At 71.6% G+C, this 16,332-nt stretch carries 12 protein-coding genes; 7 read left to right on the top strand and 5 right to left on the bottom strand.

Annotated features, from left to right (window positions below):
* Positions 1-3: 3 nt before the first annotated feature.
* Both N5079_RS24600 and N5079_RS24595 read right to left on the bottom strand, forming a co-directional pair.
* Positions 4-1,467: an FG-GAP repeat protein gene (locus tag N5079_RS24600; protein ID WP_261586393.1), complete on the bottom strand. Its 1,464-nt coding sequence runs from the start codon at positions 1,465-1,467 to the stop codon at positions 4-6.
* A 73-nt stretch (positions 1,468-1,540) separates the two neighbouring features.
* Complete coding sequence (locus N5079_RS24595; RefSeq protein ID WP_261586392.1) at positions 1,541-2,995, bottom strand: MFS transporter; 1,455 nt, start codon at positions 2,993-2,995, stop codon at positions 1,541-1,543.
* Positions 2,996-3,182: 187 nt separating this feature from the next.
* On the opposite strand from N5079_RS24595, the gene lon reads away from it, so the two are divergent.
* The 4 genes from lon to N5079_RS24575 all read left to right on the top strand — a co-directional run bounded on the left by lon (position 3,183) and on the right by N5079_RS24575 (position 9,715).
* A complete protein-coding gene (lon, locus tag N5079_RS24590) occupies positions 3,183-5,543 on the top strand; it encodes an endopeptidase La (RefSeq protein WP_261586391.1) in 2,361 nt (786 codons plus the stop codon).
* A gap of 67 nt (positions 5,544-5,610) precedes the next feature.
* A complete protein-coding gene (locus N5079_RS24585; protein WP_261586390.1) occupies positions 5,611-6,747 on the top strand; it encodes a Fic family protein in 1,137 nt (378 codons plus the stop codon).
* 9 nt (positions 6,748-6,756) lie between these two features.
* Entirely contained in the window at positions 6,757-8,289 is a 1,533-nt protein-coding gene (locus N5079_RS24580; RefSeq protein ID WP_261586389.1) for an acyl-CoA synthetase, read from the top strand.
* 91 nt (positions 8,290-8,380) lie between these two features.
* Positions 8,381-9,715 carry a S1C family serine protease gene (locus N5079_RS24575; RefSeq protein WP_261586387.1) on the top strand — a complete coding sequence of 445 codons (1,335 nt, stop codon included), beginning with the start codon at positions 8,381-8,383 and terminating at the stop codon, positions 9,713-9,715.
* A gap of 165 nt (positions 9,716-9,880) precedes the next feature.
* Here the strand turns inward: N5079_RS24575 and cydC are convergent, their stop codons facing one another.
* From cydC to N5079_RS24560, 3 genes are all read right to left on the bottom strand, one after another.
* The gene (gene cydC / locus N5079_RS24570; RefSeq protein WP_261586385.1) at positions 9,881-11,572 is read right to left on the bottom strand and encodes a thiol reductant ABC exporter subunit CydC; all 1,692 of its coding nucleotides are present in this window, start codon (positions 11,570-11,572) and stop codon (positions 9,881-9,883) included.
* Positions 11,569-13,284, bottom strand: a complete 1,716-nt coding sequence (gene cydD, locus N5079_RS24565) for a thiol reductant ABC exporter subunit CydD (protein WP_261586384.1) — start codon at positions 13,282-13,284, stop codon at positions 11,569-11,571. Before cydD ends, cydC begins: the two co-directional genes overlap by 4 nt.
* 324 nt (positions 13,285-13,608) lie before the next feature.
* Positions 13,609-14,631 carry a helix-turn-helix transcriptional regulator gene (locus N5079_RS24560; protein WP_261586382.1) on the bottom strand — a complete coding sequence of 341 codons (1,023 nt, stop codon included), beginning with the start codon at positions 14,629-14,631 and terminating at the stop codon, positions 13,609-13,611.
* A 226-nt stretch (positions 14,632-14,857) separates the two neighbouring features.
* Here N5079_RS24560 and N5079_RS24555 point away from each other — a divergent pair, with 226 nt between their 5' ends.
* The 3 genes from N5079_RS24555 (at position 14,858) to N5079_RS24545 (ending at position 16,220) form a co-directional block, all read left to right on the top strand.
* Positions 14,858-15,283, top strand: a complete 426-nt coding sequence (locus N5079_RS24555; RefSeq protein WP_261586381.1) for a VOC family protein — start codon at positions 14,858-14,860, stop codon at positions 15,281-15,283.
* A 105-nt stretch (positions 15,284-15,388) separates the two neighbouring features.
* A complete protein-coding gene (locus N5079_RS24550) occupies positions 15,389-15,787 on the top strand; it encodes an ArsR/SmtB family transcription factor (RefSeq protein WP_261586380.1) in 399 nt (132 codons plus the stop codon).
* Positions 15,780-16,220, top strand: coding sequence for an SRPBCC domain-containing protein (locus N5079_RS24545; protein ID WP_261586379.1), 441 nt, complete (start codon positions 15,780-15,782; stop codon positions 16,218-16,220). The genes N5079_RS24550 and N5079_RS24545 overlap by 8 nt, the downstream gene beginning before the upstream one ends.
* Positions 16,221-16,332 lie beyond the last annotated feature (112 nt).

Genomic DNA, 16,332 nt, shown 5'->3' with positions numbered 1-16,332 from the left:
CGGCTAGCTCAGCGCGTAGCCGAAGAGGTCGTCCTCGCCGCCCGTGTCGATGACGCGGGCGGTGCGTGGGAGCACTCCTGGATAGGAGCCCTTCTTCGCCTTCGTCCCGATGAGCGTCAGACGGCCCGTGCCCGGCGCGGCCACCAGTAGCTTCCCGCCCTCGACCATGATCGAGGCCCCGAAGTCGCCGTTCGCCGGTCCGGTGAGCAGCAGGTTGTGGTTGCGGGTCAGGCCGCCGCTCCGGGTGCCCGCGATGACCTGGACCGCGCCCTCTCCCGGCACTCCGACCACCAGCTCGTCGTCCCCGTCGCCGTTGAGGTCACCGGCGGCCAGCGACGTGCCGAAACGGTCGAAGTAACGCGGCGTGCCCTTGAGTACCGTCTGCGACCAGACCTCGCTGCCGAGGGCGGTCAGGCCGCGGGCCGAGCCGTACAGCACGTTGACCGCGCCGTCGCCGTAGTCCATGCCGCGCTGGAGCATCGACAGGTCCTCACCCGGCACGCCGATCGCCAGGTCGTCGCGCCCGTCGGCGTTGAAGTCGCCCGACGCCAGGGCGGCGCCGAAGGCGTCCCACTTCTCCCCATAGCCCTTCACGTCCGGGCTCTCCTGGGTGTAGACGCCCGCCCGCCGGGCACGGGGGTCGATGATCGTCACGACGCCCGAGCCGTACCGGAGGCCGCCGTCGCCGGGCGCGCCGACCGCGATCTCGTCCTTGCCGTTCCCGTCGAAGTCGCCGGTCGCGAGGGCCGCCCCGAACTGGTCGGTCGCGCCGGGCTCCTGCCCCACCCAGCCGGTCGTCTGGGTGATCAGCGTGCCCATGCCGTACGGCGAGCGGTCCTTCATGCCGAAGACGCCGATGCCGCCTCCGCCGTCCATGCCGGGAGCTCCCACGACGAGCTCGTCGTCGCCGTCCCCGTCGAGGTCCCCGGCGGCGAGGGCCGCTCCGAACCGGTCGGTGCCGTGCCGGCGCCCGAGGTGGGCGACGTCGATGGTCTCGGCCCGGGTGAGGCCGTCCGGCGAGCCGAACAGCAGGTGCACGACGCCGTGCCCGTCGGCTCCGGGGACGGGCGCGCCGAAGAACTCCTCCGACGCGCCGATGGCCAGGTCGGCGCAGCCGTCGCCGTCGAAGTCGCCCTTGGCGAGCGCCGACCCGAACGCGTCGTTCCGTTCCGGGGTGTCCCCGATGCCGCCGGTGCCCTGGATGAGGGTTCTCGTCTTCTTCAGGCCGCCCAGCGTCTTGTCCGAGCTGAACAGGGTGACCGTCCCCGCGCGCGGCTGCCCGTGCACGGTCGCGTACGGCGCGGCCACCGCCAGGAAGCCGGGCGTGAGGACGCCCGGGCAGCTCCGTGCGGCGGAGGCCGGAGAACCGGCAGGGAGCGCTGGAGCGGCGAGGACGGCCGCGAGCAGGGCGCCGGTCCTGATCCACGTGCGAGTTGACGTGCGGGTCGACGGGCGGGAAACGCTCATGTGCCGGATCGTTTCCCGGGATCAGGACACGCGCCCCACCGGCACATGAACCGCCCCCGTCGGCTGGCTGAACTCAGGCCGTTCCGTCGCGCTCCAGCGGCGGGGCGTCCAGCGAGCAGTGGACGTGGCGCTTCGGCTCGGGAGCCTCGGCCAGCACGTTGGTCCTGATGGTGAGGAAGGACACCAGCGCGGCGAGGGCCAGCATGGCGGCGCTGATCAGCATCGCGGTGTGGTAGCCGTGGGTGAACGCGGCCGGTGAGTTGTAGGCGTCGCCCATCAGGCCCACGAGGGGCGGCACCGCGGCGACCGCGAGCAGGCTGCCGGTGCGGGCGAGGGCGTTGTTGACGCCGCTGGCCACCCCCGCGTACCGCTCCTGGGCCGTGGCGAGCACGGTGGCCGTCAGCGGAGCCACCGCGGAGGACAGGCCGATCCCGAAGACGACCACCGCGGGCAGCACGTCGACGAGGTAGGACGACCCGGGGCCGATCCGGCTCATCAGCAGGAGCCCGGCGGCGCACGTGAGAATGCCGGCCGCCATCGGGACGCGCGGCCCGATCCGCTTGGCCAGCTCACCCGAGCGGGCCGACAGCAGCAGCATCAGGATCGTCACCGGCAGCATCGCAGACCCGGCCGCGATGGGGGAGAACCCGGCGGAGACCTGGAGTTGCACGACGAGCAGGAAGAAGACGACGCCCATCGCCGCGTACATGATCAGCGTCACGATGTTGACGGCGGTGAACACGCGCGAGGCGAAGATCCCCACGGGAACGAGCGCGTCCGGCGAGCGCCGCCTCTCCAGGATCACGAACCAGGCGCCGAGCGCCACGCCCACGGCGAGCGGGAGGTAGCCGCGGCCCCCGAGGATCAGGCCGTAGGTGAGACCGGCGAGCGCGAGCGCGGCCAGCACCGAGCCGAGCACGTCGAACCGCCCCTGCGTGTCGACGTCCCTGGTCTCCGGCACGTGCCGTACGGCTACCGCCACGACGACGGCCGCGAGTGGCAGGTTGAGCAGGAACACCCAGCGCCAGCCGGCCGTCTCCACCAGCCACCCGCCGAGCAGCGGGCCCACGGCGGCGGCCACGCCGCCGAGCCCAGACCACGCGCCGACCGCGCGAGGCCGGTCCTCGTGCGCGAAGCTGCCCTGGATGATCGCGAGTGATCCCGGGGTGAGCAGCGCGCCGCCGACGCCCTGGAGGGCGCGGGCCAGGATCAGCACGGGCATGTTCGGGGCGAGGCCGCACAGGGCCGACGCGACCGCGAACCACGTCACGCCGATGAGGAAGACCTTCCGCCTGCCGTACCGGTCGCCGAGTGAGCCGCCGAGCAGGATCAGCCCCGCCAGCGTGAGGGTGTACGCGTTGATCGTCCACTGGAGTCCCGAGATCCCCGCGTCGAGGTCGCGGGCGAGGGTGGGGAGCGCGACGTTGACCACGGTGCCGTCGAGCATCGCCATGCCGGATCCGAGGACGGTCGTGAGAAGGATCCATCGCCCTGTGGGGGAGCTGAGTCGGATCTGGCCTGATTCCATAGGGGACATCATGGTGTCCGGTTCGCACACCGGGCCACGCAGCCCCACGTTTGACCGATACCGACATTCCGGGCGGCCAGAGCTGCGATTACACGATTACGATCGCTCACAGCGAACTGACGCAAAACTGGGAACACGGTGAGGCTCCTGTTAGTTGAGTCGGCATAACTCAACCTTGGGAGTAGGCATGGCAAAGATCCTTCCCGTCCTTCCTCTGGACGACGAGGTCGTCCTGCCCGGCATGGTCGTCCCCCTCGACCTGTCGGACTCCGAGGTCCGGGCGGCGATCGACGCGGCACGGGCCAGCGGCGAGAGCAGGGTTCTCCTGGTGCCGCGCGTGGACGGCCGGTACGGCGCCATTGGCGTCTCCGCGGTCGTCGAGCAGGTCGGGCGGCTGCCCGGAGGCGAGCCGGCCGCCGTGGTCCGCGGCGTGGACCGCATGCGCGTGGGCACAGGAACGACCGGCCCCGGCGCGGCGCTCTGGGTGGAGGCCACGGTCCTGGAGCCGGTCGCGTCCGGCCATCGGGCCGAGGAGCTCGCCAAGGAGTACAAGTCGCTGACCGTCACGATCCTGCAGAAGCGGGGCGCGTGGCAGGTCGTGGACGCGGTGAACCAGATCAAGGACCCGTCGGTCCTGGCCGACAGCGCGGGCTACGCCCCTTGGCTGTCCACGCCGCAGAAGCAGCTCCTGCTGGAGACCCCCGACCCGGCCGAGCGCCTGGACAAGCTCGTCACCTGGGCCCGCGAGCACCTCGCCGAGCTCGACGTCGCGGAGACCATCCGCAAGGACGTCCAGGAGGGCATGGAGAAGCAGCAGCGGGAGTTCCTGCTGCGTCAGCAGCTCGCCGCCGTCCGCAAGGAGCTGGCCGAGCTCAACGGCGACCCGTCTGACGAGGAGGAGGACTACCGGTCCCGCATCGAGGCGGCCGACCTCCCCGAGAAGGTCAGGGAGGCCGCGCTCAAGGAGGTCGACAAGCTGGAGCGCACCTCCGACCAGTCTCCCGAGACCGGCTGGATCCGCACCTGGCTGGACACCGTCCTCGACATCCCGTGGAGCACCCACACGACCGACGAGTACGACATCGCCGGCGCCCGCGCGGTGCTCGACGCCGACCACACCGGTCTGGACGACGTGAAGGACCGCATCATCGAGTACCTCGCGGTCCGCAAGCGCCGGGCCGACCAGGGCCTCGGAGTGGTCGGAGGGCGTCGCAGCGGCGCCGTCCTGGCGCTGGCCGGCCCGCCCGGAGTCGGCAAGACCTCCCTCGGCGAGTCGGTCGCGCGGGCCATGGGCCGCAAGTTCGTCCGCGTCGCCCTCGGCGGCGTCCGCGACGAGGCCGAGATCCGCGGCCACCGGCGCACGTACGTCGGCGCGCTGCCCGGCCGGATCGTCCGGGCCATCCGCGAGGCCGGCTCGATGAACCCGGTCGTGCTGCTCGACGAGATCGACAAGGTCGGCGCCGACTACCGCGGCGACCCGACCGCGGCGCTGCTCGAGGTCCTGGACCCGGCGCAGAACCACACGTTCCGCGACCACTACCTGGAGGTGGAGCTCGACCTCAGCGACGTGCTGTTCCTCGCGACGGCCAACGTCCTGGAGCAGATCCCCGGCCCGCTGCTCGACCGCATGGAGATCGTGACGCTCGACGGCTACACCGAGGACGAGAAGGTCGCGATCGGCCGTGACCACCTGCTCCCGCGCCAGCTGGAGAAGGCCGGCCTGACGGCCGCCGACGTGACCATCGACGAGGGCGCGCTGCGCAGGCTCGCGGGGGAGTACACCCGCGAGGCGGGCGTCCGGTCGCTGGAGCGGTCGATCGCGCGGGTCCTCCGCAAGGTCACGGCCAACGTGGCGCTCGGCCAGGCGGAGCTGCCGGTCGCGGTCTCGGCCGGCGACCTGGTGGCCTACCTGGGCCGGCCGCGGCACGTGCCCGAGTCGTCCCTTCCCGAGGCCGCGCAGCGTACGGCGGTGCCGGGCGTGGCGACGGGCCTCGCGGTGACCGGCGCGGGCGGCGACGTGCTCTACGTCGAGGCGTCCCTGGCCGACCCGGAGACGGGCTCCACCGGGGTGACCCTCACCGGCCAGCTCGGCGACGTGATGAAGGAGTCGGCGCAGATCGCGCTGTCCTTCCTGCGCTCGCGCGGAGTGGAGCTGGAGCTGCCGGTCGGGTCGCTCAAGGACAGGTCCGTGCACATCCACGTCCCGGCGGGCGCGGTGCCGAAGGACGGGCCGTCCGCGGGCGTCACGATGACGACCGCTCTGGCCTCGCTGCTGTCGGGCCGCCCGGTCCGCGGTGACGTGGCGATGACCGGCGAGGTGTCCCTCACCGGCCGGGTCCTCCCGATCGGCGGGGTGAAGCAGAAGCTGCTCGCCGCCCACCGGGCGGGAATCACGACGGTCCTCATCCCGGCCCGCAACGAGCCCGACCTGGACGACGTTCCGGCGGACGTGCTGGCCGACCTCACCGTCCACGCGGTGAGCGACGTCCGTGAGGTCCTCGACCTGGCCCTGACCTCCGCGACGGTGGCCCAGCCGGCCGCCGCCTAAATCACACATATATGGGCGAATCATTCGGTCACTTGACTAAATGATTCGCCCATGCTGTTATGGGCTCATGCTGTACGGCACACCGACGCTGGATCCGATAGACGAGAAGGTCCTCGCCGAGATCGAGGACATGCGGCGCGACCTGAAATATCGGCTCGCCGAGGCTCATCGGTGGGACGGCCTGCTGCGGCGTCAGTTGCAGGCGAGGGCCATCCAGGGCTCGAACTCGATCGAGGGCTATCGGGCGAGCGTCGAGGACATCGAGTCGATCATGTCCGGAGAGGAGCCGCTGGAGGCGTCGGCCCGGGTGGCCCGGGAGATCGCCGGATATCAGCAGGCGCTGACCTACATCAACCTGCTGTCCAAGAGCCGGGCGTTACGCTACGACGTGGGCCTGCTTCACGCGCTGAACTTCATGATGATCGGCCACCACATCGACAAGACCCCGGGAACGGCGCGGCCGGGCGGCATCTACGTCCGGAACTCCGCCACCGGCGAGGTCGTCTACGAAGGGCCGGACCACGAGGCGGTGCCGGATCTCCTCGACGAGCTGGGGGACTGGCTGAACACCGGGGATCTCGCCGCCCCCAGCTACGTGCGCGGCGCGATGGCGCACTTCAACCTGGTGGCGATCCATCCCTGGCGCGACGGCAACGGGCGTATGTCCCGTGCCCTGCAGACGCTCGTGCTCGGCCGCGACCAGATCACCACACCCGAGTTCTCCTCGATCGAGGAGTGCCTCGGCATCGGCGAGAACACGCTCGAGTACTACGGCGCGTTGCGGGCGGTGCAGCACGGCCATTGGAGCCCGCACGGCGACACGCTGTCGTGGGTGCGGTTCGTCCTGCGCTGCCATCACATGCAGGCGCAGCGGGTCCAGCGGAGGCTGGCCGAGGCGGGCGAGGTCTGGGTGCTGCTCGAAGAGCGGTCCGACGCCGAGGGCCTGCACCCGCGCACGGTCTCGGCGCTTTACCAGGTCTTCGTCTCCAGCAGGCTGAGGCGGAGCATGTACCAGGCCGACGAGGGCCTGAGCCAGGGCCAGGCCGCCCGCGACCTGCGGGAGCTCGCGGGGAAAGACTGGCTCCAGCCGTACGGGGAGACGAAGGGCCGTTTCTACGCCGCCGGCCCGAAGATGCGGGAGATCAAAGAGGACTTCGCACAGCGGGCGCGGCCGTTGCGTGACCCCTACCGGAAAACCGACTAGCGTTCGGTCATGCATCCGGGAGCCATCGCGGCGGTGACGCCGGACAAGCCCGCCGTGATCATGGCGGCCACCGGCCGCGTGGTCACCTACCGTCAGCTCGACGAGGAGTCCAACCGGCTGGCGCACCTCCTGCGCGCCGCCGGCCTGCGGCCCGGCGACCACGTCGCGTTCATGTTGGAGAACCACCCGCTGTTCCTGGCCGTCGCCTGGGCGGCCCACCGGTCCGGCCTCTATTACACCGCGGTCAGCTCCCGCCTCCAGAGTGAGGAACTGGCCTACATCCTCAACAACTGCGAGGCGCGGGTCTTCATCTCGTCGGCGGCCCTGGCGGACGTCGCGACCTCCGTCACCGGCGGCACGCCCGGCGTCGAGGTGCGGCTCATGCTCGACGGTGTGGCCCCCGGCTTCGCGTCCTACGAGGAGGCGACGGCCGGACAGCCGACGGCTCCCATCGAGGACGAGTGCCAGGGCGCGGACATGCTGTACTCCTCGGGGACCACTGGGCGGCCGAAGGGCGTCAAGCCCACCCTGAGCAAGGCGCCGCTGGACGCCGCCGGACCGATGTTGCAGCTCGTCCAGTTCCTGTTCGCCCCGTCGGCGGACAGCGTGTACCTGTCGCCCGCCCCTCTCTACCACGCGGCGCCGCTGCGGTACTGCCTGACCTTCCAGCGGCTGGGGGCCACGATCATCGTGATGGAGAGGTTCGACGCCGAGGAGGCGCTGGCGCTGATCGAGCGGTACGGCGTCACGCATTCGCAGTGGGTGCCGACGATGTTCATCAAGATGCTCAAGCTGCCGCCCGGGGTGCGGGAGCGCCACGACCTGTCCTCGCTGCGGTGCGCCATCCACGCGGCGGCTCCCTGCCCGGTCCCGGTCAAGGAGCGGATGATCGAGTGGTGGGGCCCGATCATCCACGAGTACTACGCGGGCACGGAGGGCAACGGCTTCCTCTACGTCAGCTCCGAGGACTGGCTGAAGCACAAGGGCACGGTCGGCCGGTCGCTTCTGGGCGTCGTCCACATCTGCGACGACGAGGGCAACGAGCTGCCGCCGGGCGAGCACGGCACGGTGTACTTCTCCGGCGGCCCCGAGTTCGTCTACCACGGCGACCCGGGCAAGACCCGGTCGGTCCAGGACCCGATGGGCCGGGGCTGGACCACGCTCGGCGACATCGGCCACCTTGACGAGGAGGGCTTCCTCTACCTGACCGACCGGCGCTCCTACATGATCATCTCGGGCGGGGTGAACATCTACCCCCAGGAGGCCGAGAACCTGCTCGTGACGCACCCCAAGGTCGCCGACGTGGCCGTCTTCGGAGTGCCGGACCCGGAGATGGGGGAGCAGGTCAAGGCCGTCGTCCAGCCGGTCTCCGCGCAGGACGCGGGCCCCGCCCTGGAGGCCGAGCTCATCGACTTCTGCCGCGCGCACCTCGCCCACTACAAGTGCCCGAGGTCGGTCGACTTCCGCGACGAGCTGCCACGCCACCCCACGGGCAAGCTTTACAAGCGCCTGCTGCGGGACGAGTACTGGCCGGCTGTCTGATCGCTTAGCGTGACCTTATCGCGGGCCTGCCATTGTAGTGATGTACCGGCGGAGAGCCGGATTACCGGCAGATCCAATTAGGGGGATGGCGATGAGCTCAGGAGAGCGCGTTCCCGGGACCGACACCGAGGTGCTCCCCGGCCACGGGTGGAGCCAGTTCGGCAGGACTCCCCCGCAGTACGGCCAGTACGGCGGGAACCAGGGCGGCTATGGAGGCTATGGACACCACGGAGGTCCCGGCCCGTACGGCCCATATGACACCGCGGTGTTCGGCAGCCCTCTGCCGCCGCCGCAGCGCCCGGCCGGCACGCTGACCGGCAGGCAGAAGGTGGTGGCGGGTCTCGCCCTCGCCGCCGTGGCGCTAGGTGGCGGGGCGACGGGGGCCCTCGTCGCCAGCGCGGCCAACGGCGGGCAGACGGTGATCTCCAGTCCGCTGGTGAAGCCGGTGTCGAGCTCGTCGGGGAACACCATCGCGGCGGTCGCCAAGGCGATCCAGCCGTCCGTGGTCTCCATCAAGATCACTACGCCCACCGGCGGCGGCGAGGGGTCCGGTGTGATCCTCTCGGCCGACGGCCTGATCCTCACCAACAACCACGTGGTGGCCGAGGCCGGCCAGGGCAGCACCGTCACGGTGAAGTTCAGCGACGGCAAGACGGCGTCGGCCACGGTGAAGGGCACCGATCCCACCACCGACCTCGCCGTGATCCAGGCGCAGGGCGTCTCGGGCCTGACTCCGGCCTCGCTGGGCGACAGCGACAAGCTGGAGGTCGGCGACAGCGTCCTCGCGATCGGCAGCCCGCTGGGGCTCGAGGGCTCGGTCACGTCCGGCATCGTGAGCGCCCTGGACCGCACGCTGACCGAGGGCGGCGAGCAGCAGCAGCCCCCGCCGTTCCCCTGGGGCCAGGAGGAGCAGCAGCAGCAGCCGAGCCAGGCCGGCACCACCATCGGCGGCATGATCCAGACCGACGCCGCGATCAACCCGGGCAACTCGGGCGGCGCCCTGGTGAACTCCTCGGGCCAGGTCATCGGCATCAACACCGCCATCGCCACGTCGGGCTCCAGCTCCGGCAACATCGGCGTGGGCTTCGCGATCCCGATCAACACGGCCAAGCAGGTCGGCGAGCAGCTCATCAAGAACGGTAAGGCGACCCACGCCTACCTGGGCGTGAGCGTGGCCGACGCGACCGGTGACGCGGCCGGGGCCGTGGTCAGCTCGATCACCGCCGGGAGCCCCGCGGACAAGATCGGACTCAAGGACGGCGACCTGATCACCAAGATCAACGACACGGTGGTGGACGACGCGGAGACGCTCGTCGGCGCGATCCGGAGTTCCCGGCCCGGCGACAAGGTGACCATCACCTACACCCGCAACGGCAAGTCCTCGACCGTCACCACCGCCCTCGCCGAGCAGTCCGCCACCAGCTGAGTCCGGCAACCCCGGCGTGATCATGCACAGGTTCCTCCGTACGGTCCGCGACGTGCCCCGACGCCGTGCGTGATCATGCGCGGGTTCATCCGTACGGCCTGCGACGTGCGCCTATCCGGCGCGTGATCATGCACGCGGCTTCCGCGGTGACCGGTCACTGGACGCTCAGTGACCGGTCATCGCCTCGGATTCCCAGAGGTCGCGGTAGTAGCCGGGAACGGCGAGCAACTCGGCGTGCGTTCCCCGCTGCGCTACCCGGCCGTTCTCCAGCACGACGATCTCGTCGACCTGCTCCAGCCCGCGCAGCCGGTGGGTGACCAGCAGGGTCGTCCGGCCCCGCGTGGCGTCGAGCAGGTCGGCCATCAGCAGGTCGGCCGTCTCCTCGTCGAGCGCCTCCGCCGGCTCGTCCAGCAGCAGCACCGACGGGTCGAACAGCAGGGCGCGGGCGAGCGCCAGCCGCTGGAGCTGCCCGCCGGAGACCGTGCGCCCGTCCTCGCCGAGCGTCGTGTCCCAGCCGGTCCGCTCCGCCCAGGCGTCCAGCCTGGCCTGCCGTACGGCATGCGCGAGGTCGTCCTCCGACGCGTCCGGGCCCGCGAGCCGGAGGTTGTCGCGGACGGTGGCCTGGAAGACGTAGGGGTCCTGGGTGAGCCCGGTCATCCTGGCGCGGACGTCGTCGGAGGAGTACGCCCGGACATCCACCCCATTGATGCGGATATTTCCGGACTCAATGCCCACCGTGCGCATCAGGGCCGACAGGAGCGTGCTCTTCCCGGCCCCGCTCGGGCCGACGATGGCGACCCGTTTGCCCGGCGTCAGCGTAAGGCTGACCCCGTCGAGCGCAGGCTCCCGGTCCCTGTGGCGGACCACCAGGTTGTCGACCTCGACCGTCAGCGGCGGCTCCGGCGGGGGAGCGGGTGAGTCCGGCTCGGCGACCGCCGGGGGCGTCGCCCTGATCTCCCTCAGCCTGCGCAGCGCCGCCAGCACCCCGGCGAACCGCTCACCCGCGGCGGCGAGCGGCAGGACCGGCTCGAACGACACGAGAGCGGTCAGGGCCAGTACGGCTGTCGCGACCGTGCCCAGGTGCGCGGCCTGGGCCGTCAGCACCACGGCCACGACGGTCAGGCCCTGGGCGAGCACCCCGAGCCCGAGGCCGGCGGCGTTGATCCGCGCCTGGCCCCGCTCCAGCTTCGCCAGCCGCGCGTCGGCGTCCATCCCGGCGGCCAGCGCCTGGTCCCGCGCGCCGTACGCCGCGAGGTCGGCCGCGCCGTGGACCAGGTCGGCGACCTTGGCGGCGAGCTCGGCCCGCGCGGGGGCGATCCTCGCCGACCATCTCCGCGCGGCGGCCGTCGTACCGGCCGGGAGGAGGGCCCCCGCGACCAGCAGCCCGGCGGCGAGCGCGAGTGCGGCGGCGGGCAGGAGGAAGGCGGCGACGACCACGGCGGCGATCCCGGTGAGGAGCGCGGCGACGGCGGGCAGCACGCACCGGACGAGCAGGTCCTGGACGGCGTCGGTGTCGTCGACCATCCGGCTGAGCAGGTCGGCGCCCCGGTGTGACAGCGGCCCGGTGGGAATGAGCGCCTGGTAGAGGCGCTCACGCGTCCCGGCCTGGGCCCGCAGGGCCACGTCGTGGCCGGCCAGCCGCTCGCCGTACCGGAAGATCCCCCGGGTGGTCGCGAAGGCCCGGACCGCCACGATGGCGACGGACAGCGCCGCCAGCGGCGGCTGCTCGGCGGCCCTCGTGATCAGCCAGGCCGCCGAGGCGATCAGCGCCACCCCGGCGAGGTCGGCGGCCGACCCGGCGAGCGCGGCGAGGGCCAGCCGCCGGGTCATGCCCGGCCCGAGGAGTGTGGCGGTCACGCGCGGCCTCCGATCACGTGGTCGCGGGGGGTGAGCCGGCCGGATTCAAGGTGGATGACCCGGTCCGCGAGGTCGATCATGGCGGGGCGGTGGGCGACGATGATCGCGGTGCGGCCCTCCGCCAGCCGCCGCGTGGCCTCGACGACCGCGGCCTCGCTCCTGCCGTCCAGGCGGGCCGTCGGCTCGTCGAGCAGCAACACCTCCGCCGACGGACGGCAGAACGCCCGCGCGAGCGCGACTCGCTGGCGCTGCCCGGCGGACAGGTTCGCACCGCGTTCACCCAGCGGCGTGTCGTAGCCGTCGGGCAGCGCCTCCACGAACTCGGCCGCCTGGGCTTCGGCGGCGGCCGTACGGACCTCCTCGGGCGTGGCCGAAGAGCCCAGCGCGATGTTGGCCGCGACCGACGTGGCGAACAGGTGCGGCCGCTGGGGCACGAAGGCCAGGCGGCGGCGCCACTCGTCGAGGTCGAGATCGGCCAGGTCGGCGCCGCCGACCAGCACTCGGCCCTCCGACGGGGTGACGAAGCCGAGCAGGAGGTGGAGCAGCGTGCTCTTGCCCGCCCCGCTCGGGCCGACGATGGACACCCGCTCGCCCGGCGAGATGACCAGCGAGACTGCGTCCAGCGCCACGTCGTCGCGTCCGGGGTAGCGGACGGTCACCGCCTCCAGGCGGATCTCGGGCACTGCATGATCACGACCGCGTTCGCGCAGGTCAACGGGCTGGCCGGGAATCCGTGCATGATCACGGTCAGGGTGGCGCCGGTCAGGGCCGTCGCCGGGAACCTGTGCATGATCACGGCCGGTTAGGGCGAAGGCCTCGTCGGCGGCGGCGACGCCCTCCATGGAGGCGTGGAACCTGGTGCCCATGGCCCGGAGCGGGAGGTACGCCTCGGGGGCGAGCAGCAGCACGAGCAGGGCGGTGTGGAGGTCGAGGGAGCCCGACAGCAGCCGGAGGCCGACGGGCACCGCCACCAGGGCCAGCGACAGCGACGCCACCAGCTCCAGCACCAGCGACGACAGGAACGCCACCCGCAGCGTCTTCATGGTCGCCGCGCGGTGCGCCTCGGCCACCTCGCGGATCACCGAGGCCTGGTAGCGCGCGCGGCCGAAGGCCCGCAGTGTCGGCAGGCCGCGGACCACGTCGAGGAAGTGCCCGCCCAGCCGGGCCAGAGCCCGCCACTGCCGCTCGGTCACGGCCTTGGTGGTCCAGCCGACGAGCGCCCCGAAGATCGGGATCAGCGGCAGCGTGAGCAGGACGATCACGGCCGTGCCCAGGTCGGCCACGAAGAGCCGGATGACCACCGCGATCGGCACGACCCCGGCGACGGCCACCGCGGGCAGGTAGCCGGTGAGGTAGGGGTCGAGCGCGTCGAGCCCCCGGCCCGCCAGCGTGACAAGCTCACCGGAGCGGTACGCCGCGGGGCTCAGCTCCTGGAAGCGCGACAGCAGCAGACGGCGCAGCGCCGACTTGAGCGCGGTCGCGGTGCGTCCCGCGGAGACGCCCTGCGCCCAGCCGAGCAGTCCACGCGCCGCCACCACGAGGGCGAGGGGGAACAGGGCCGCTACGGCGAACCTGCCGGACAGCACCCCCGCCAGCAACTCCGCCTGCGCCAGCACGAGCAGCCCGGCCGCCACCGCCGCGGCCAGGCAGGCGGCGAGGTGGAGCCGGACGGTCCGTTCGGCGCGCGCGAGCCGCAGAAGATCCTTGTGCAACGAACACCCAATCAGAAGAACGTCGGCACGGCGCCCCGGCTGAACGCGCGCCATACCCATACTTGCGCGCCCACGAAGGGGCGAACGGCAACACCATGACACTGAGCACACTCAGGGTCACCGGCGGGGTCGCGTGGCCGACGATCGCCGAGGCCAGGAAGCACGCGGCCATGTGAGCGGGTCCAGGCAGACGACCTCACCGGACAGCTGATGCCGTCCGATCGGCGTGCCGATCGACGGGGCGCCCGCGCCGGCGACGAACGGGTACAGCCCGCACACCTGCGTGGTCGTCGCCTGATACTCCACTGTCGTGGTATGCCGCCATCAGCGTTCGATCTTCGCGCCGTCCACTGGCCCCGAATCGTCGGCGGCTTTGGCGTAACGGCGGGCCAGGTGCGCGAAGGCGGCTTTGAGCTCGGCCGGGCCGACGACCTCGATGTCGGCGTCGAACCTGCCGACGGCGGCGGCCAGGCCGGCCCATGACCACGAGCCCAGGACGAGCCGGCAACGGTTCGGGCCGAGTTCCTCGACGGCTCCGTCAGGGGTGTAGCGGGACACGGCGGCGGCGGGCAGGTCGAGGATCACCTCACCGACGCACGGCCAGTCGCCAGAGCCGCCCGCGCCCCGGAATCGGCCGGCCACGAAGGCGGCCACCTCGCCGCCGGGCGGCTCGCGCGGGGTGAAGCGGGGTCCCGTAGGGGTGCGCGGGCTGATCCGGTCCGCGCGGAAGGTACGCCAGTCCTCGCGGTCGAGATCCCAGGCCACGAGGTACCAGCGCCCGCCCCAGGTGACGAGGTGATGGGGCTGCACCCGGCGCGGCGGAGCCTGCGTGCGGTTGTCGTCCGCCCGTGCTGCGGATGCGGGGGTGTAGTCGAAGCGCAGCACCTCGCGGGCGTGGACGGCGGCGCTGAGCGCCGTGAGCACACTGCTGCCGACCTGCGGGGTGGGCCGGATCGCGGGCCGTTGGACGGCGGTGATCTGGAGGGTGTCGATCCGGTGGCGCAGCCGGGCGGGCATGACCTGCCGGACGGTGTTCAGCGCACGCGCCGCGGCTTCCTCGATGCCCGCCCCGGCGGTGGTGGCGAGCTGGAGTGCGACGGCCAGAGCCACGGCCTGCTCGTCGTCGAACAACAACGGGGGCAGCTCCGTGCCGGCGTCCAGCCGGTAGCCGCCGTCGGGGCCCTTGATCGCCACGATGGGATAGCCGAGCTCGCGCAGGCGGTCGACATCACGCCGCACGGTACGCGGGCTGATGCCCAGCCGCTCGGCCAGCAGCGCCCCCGGCCAGTCCCGGCGCACCTGGAGCAACGAGAGCAACGCCAGCAGCCGCGCAGAAGTCTTCGGCATGGCCCCATATTGCCCCAGGTAGCGGTCACACCCTGTCCTCTTCCCCTGTCACTGTAGTCGCCGAGCAGGGGCCGGGCGGGCGATCCCCGTGATCGTCATCGGCGGCGGGAGAGCAAGCTCCCGCAGTCACAGCGAACCGGCCCAGCGGTCGACACGGGCCGCCGGACGACGACGGCGACACGTAAGACCGCCCAGATGACAGGAATCGAAAGGCAAGGACCGCATGATGTCCGTCAATGTTGTGACCCACCTGAACTTCCGGGGTGACGCCCGCGCGGCACTCACGTTCTACCAGTCCGTGTTCGGCGGGGACGTGGCCGTGGTCACGTACAAGGACGCCGGGAACGTCCAGGAGCCGTCCGAGGCCGACCAGGTGATGTGGGGCCAGGTGGCCGCCGACAACGGCTTTCGCGTGATGGCCTATGACGTGCCCTCGCGCCAGCCCTGGAACCAGGGCGAGAACGCGTTCTTCGTCTCACTGAGGGGCGAAGCGGCCGAGGAGATCAGGGCGTACTGGGAGAAGCTCACCGACGGCGCGACCGTCCTGCAGCCGCTGGGGCCCGCGCAGTGGGCGCCCCTCTACGGGATGCTGAAGGACCGGTTCGGCGTCACGTGGGTCGTGGACGTCGTCAGCGAGTACAACGCGTCCTGACCTCCGAAGCCCGGGCGGCGGGCACCCGCCGCCCCACACCCTTCCTTCACGCGCCCAAACCCTGAGGCTTGATTGGTAGGAGATTTCCTACCTATAGTGGGTCCCGTGGAAATTCGCGAGGTCGACACCCTGGTCGACGCGGTCTTCGCGGCGCTGGCGAACCCGGCGCGGCGCGAGCTGCTGCGGCGGCTGCGCGACGGCGGGGCGCAGCCGGTGCGGGAACTGGCCGCCGGCTTCTCGATGAGCCGCCCGAGCGTGTCAGAGCATCTGAAAGCGCTCAAGGACGCCGGGCTGGTCAGCGAGGAGAAGAGCGGCCGGCACCGCTACTACCGGCTGGAGGCGGCTCCCCTCATGGGCATCCGTGACTGGCTGACGCCGTACGAGGACTTCTGGCGAGGGCGGCTCACGAGCCTGCGAAGTGTCCTGGAGGACATGGACACAGAGGACACGGACACAGAGGACACGGACACAGAGGACACGGACATGGAGGAGACGGATGACTGACGAGCGGACGGGTCTGCACCTGGACGAGTTCCTGCCGCATCCGCCGCACAAGGTGTGGCGGGCGCTGACCGAGCCCGAGCTCGTGTCTCGCTGGCTGATGACCGACGACTTCCGGCTGGAGGTGGGGCACCGCTACACCATGACCGCCCAGCCCATGCCGTCCACCGGCTTCAGCGGGGTCGCCACGTGCCGGGTCCTGGAGTTCGAGCCCGAGAAGCTGCTGACCACCTCCTGGAAGGACGAGGCGGGCAACGGCATCGAGTTCACCGTGAGCTGGCGGCTGGAACCGGAGGGTCGCGGCACCCGGCTGTTCCTCGACCACGAGGGCTTCGACCCCGGCGATCCCCTCCACCAGCGAGCCAGGAGCATCATGGAAGGCGGTTGGAGAGCGGGGGTGTTCCCGGCGATCGCGGCCGTCCTCGACGGGATGTGACCGCCGAAGCTCCGGTGTCCGCGCAGCACCACCCCCGGCAGGTGACCCCCCGGACGGGGGATAGCCTGGAGAACCAGAGCAGAGATCCCAGCTTCCGGACATCACCGCCCGC

The organism is Planotetraspora sp. A-T 1434 (assembly GCF_025420585.1).
Lineage (GTDB): Bacteria > Actinomycetota > Actinomycetes > Streptosporangiales > Streptosporangiaceae > JAOEGB01.
The sequence above is the reverse complement of the archived record's forward strand: the minus strand, read 5'-3'. Positions and strand labels throughout refer to the sequence as shown.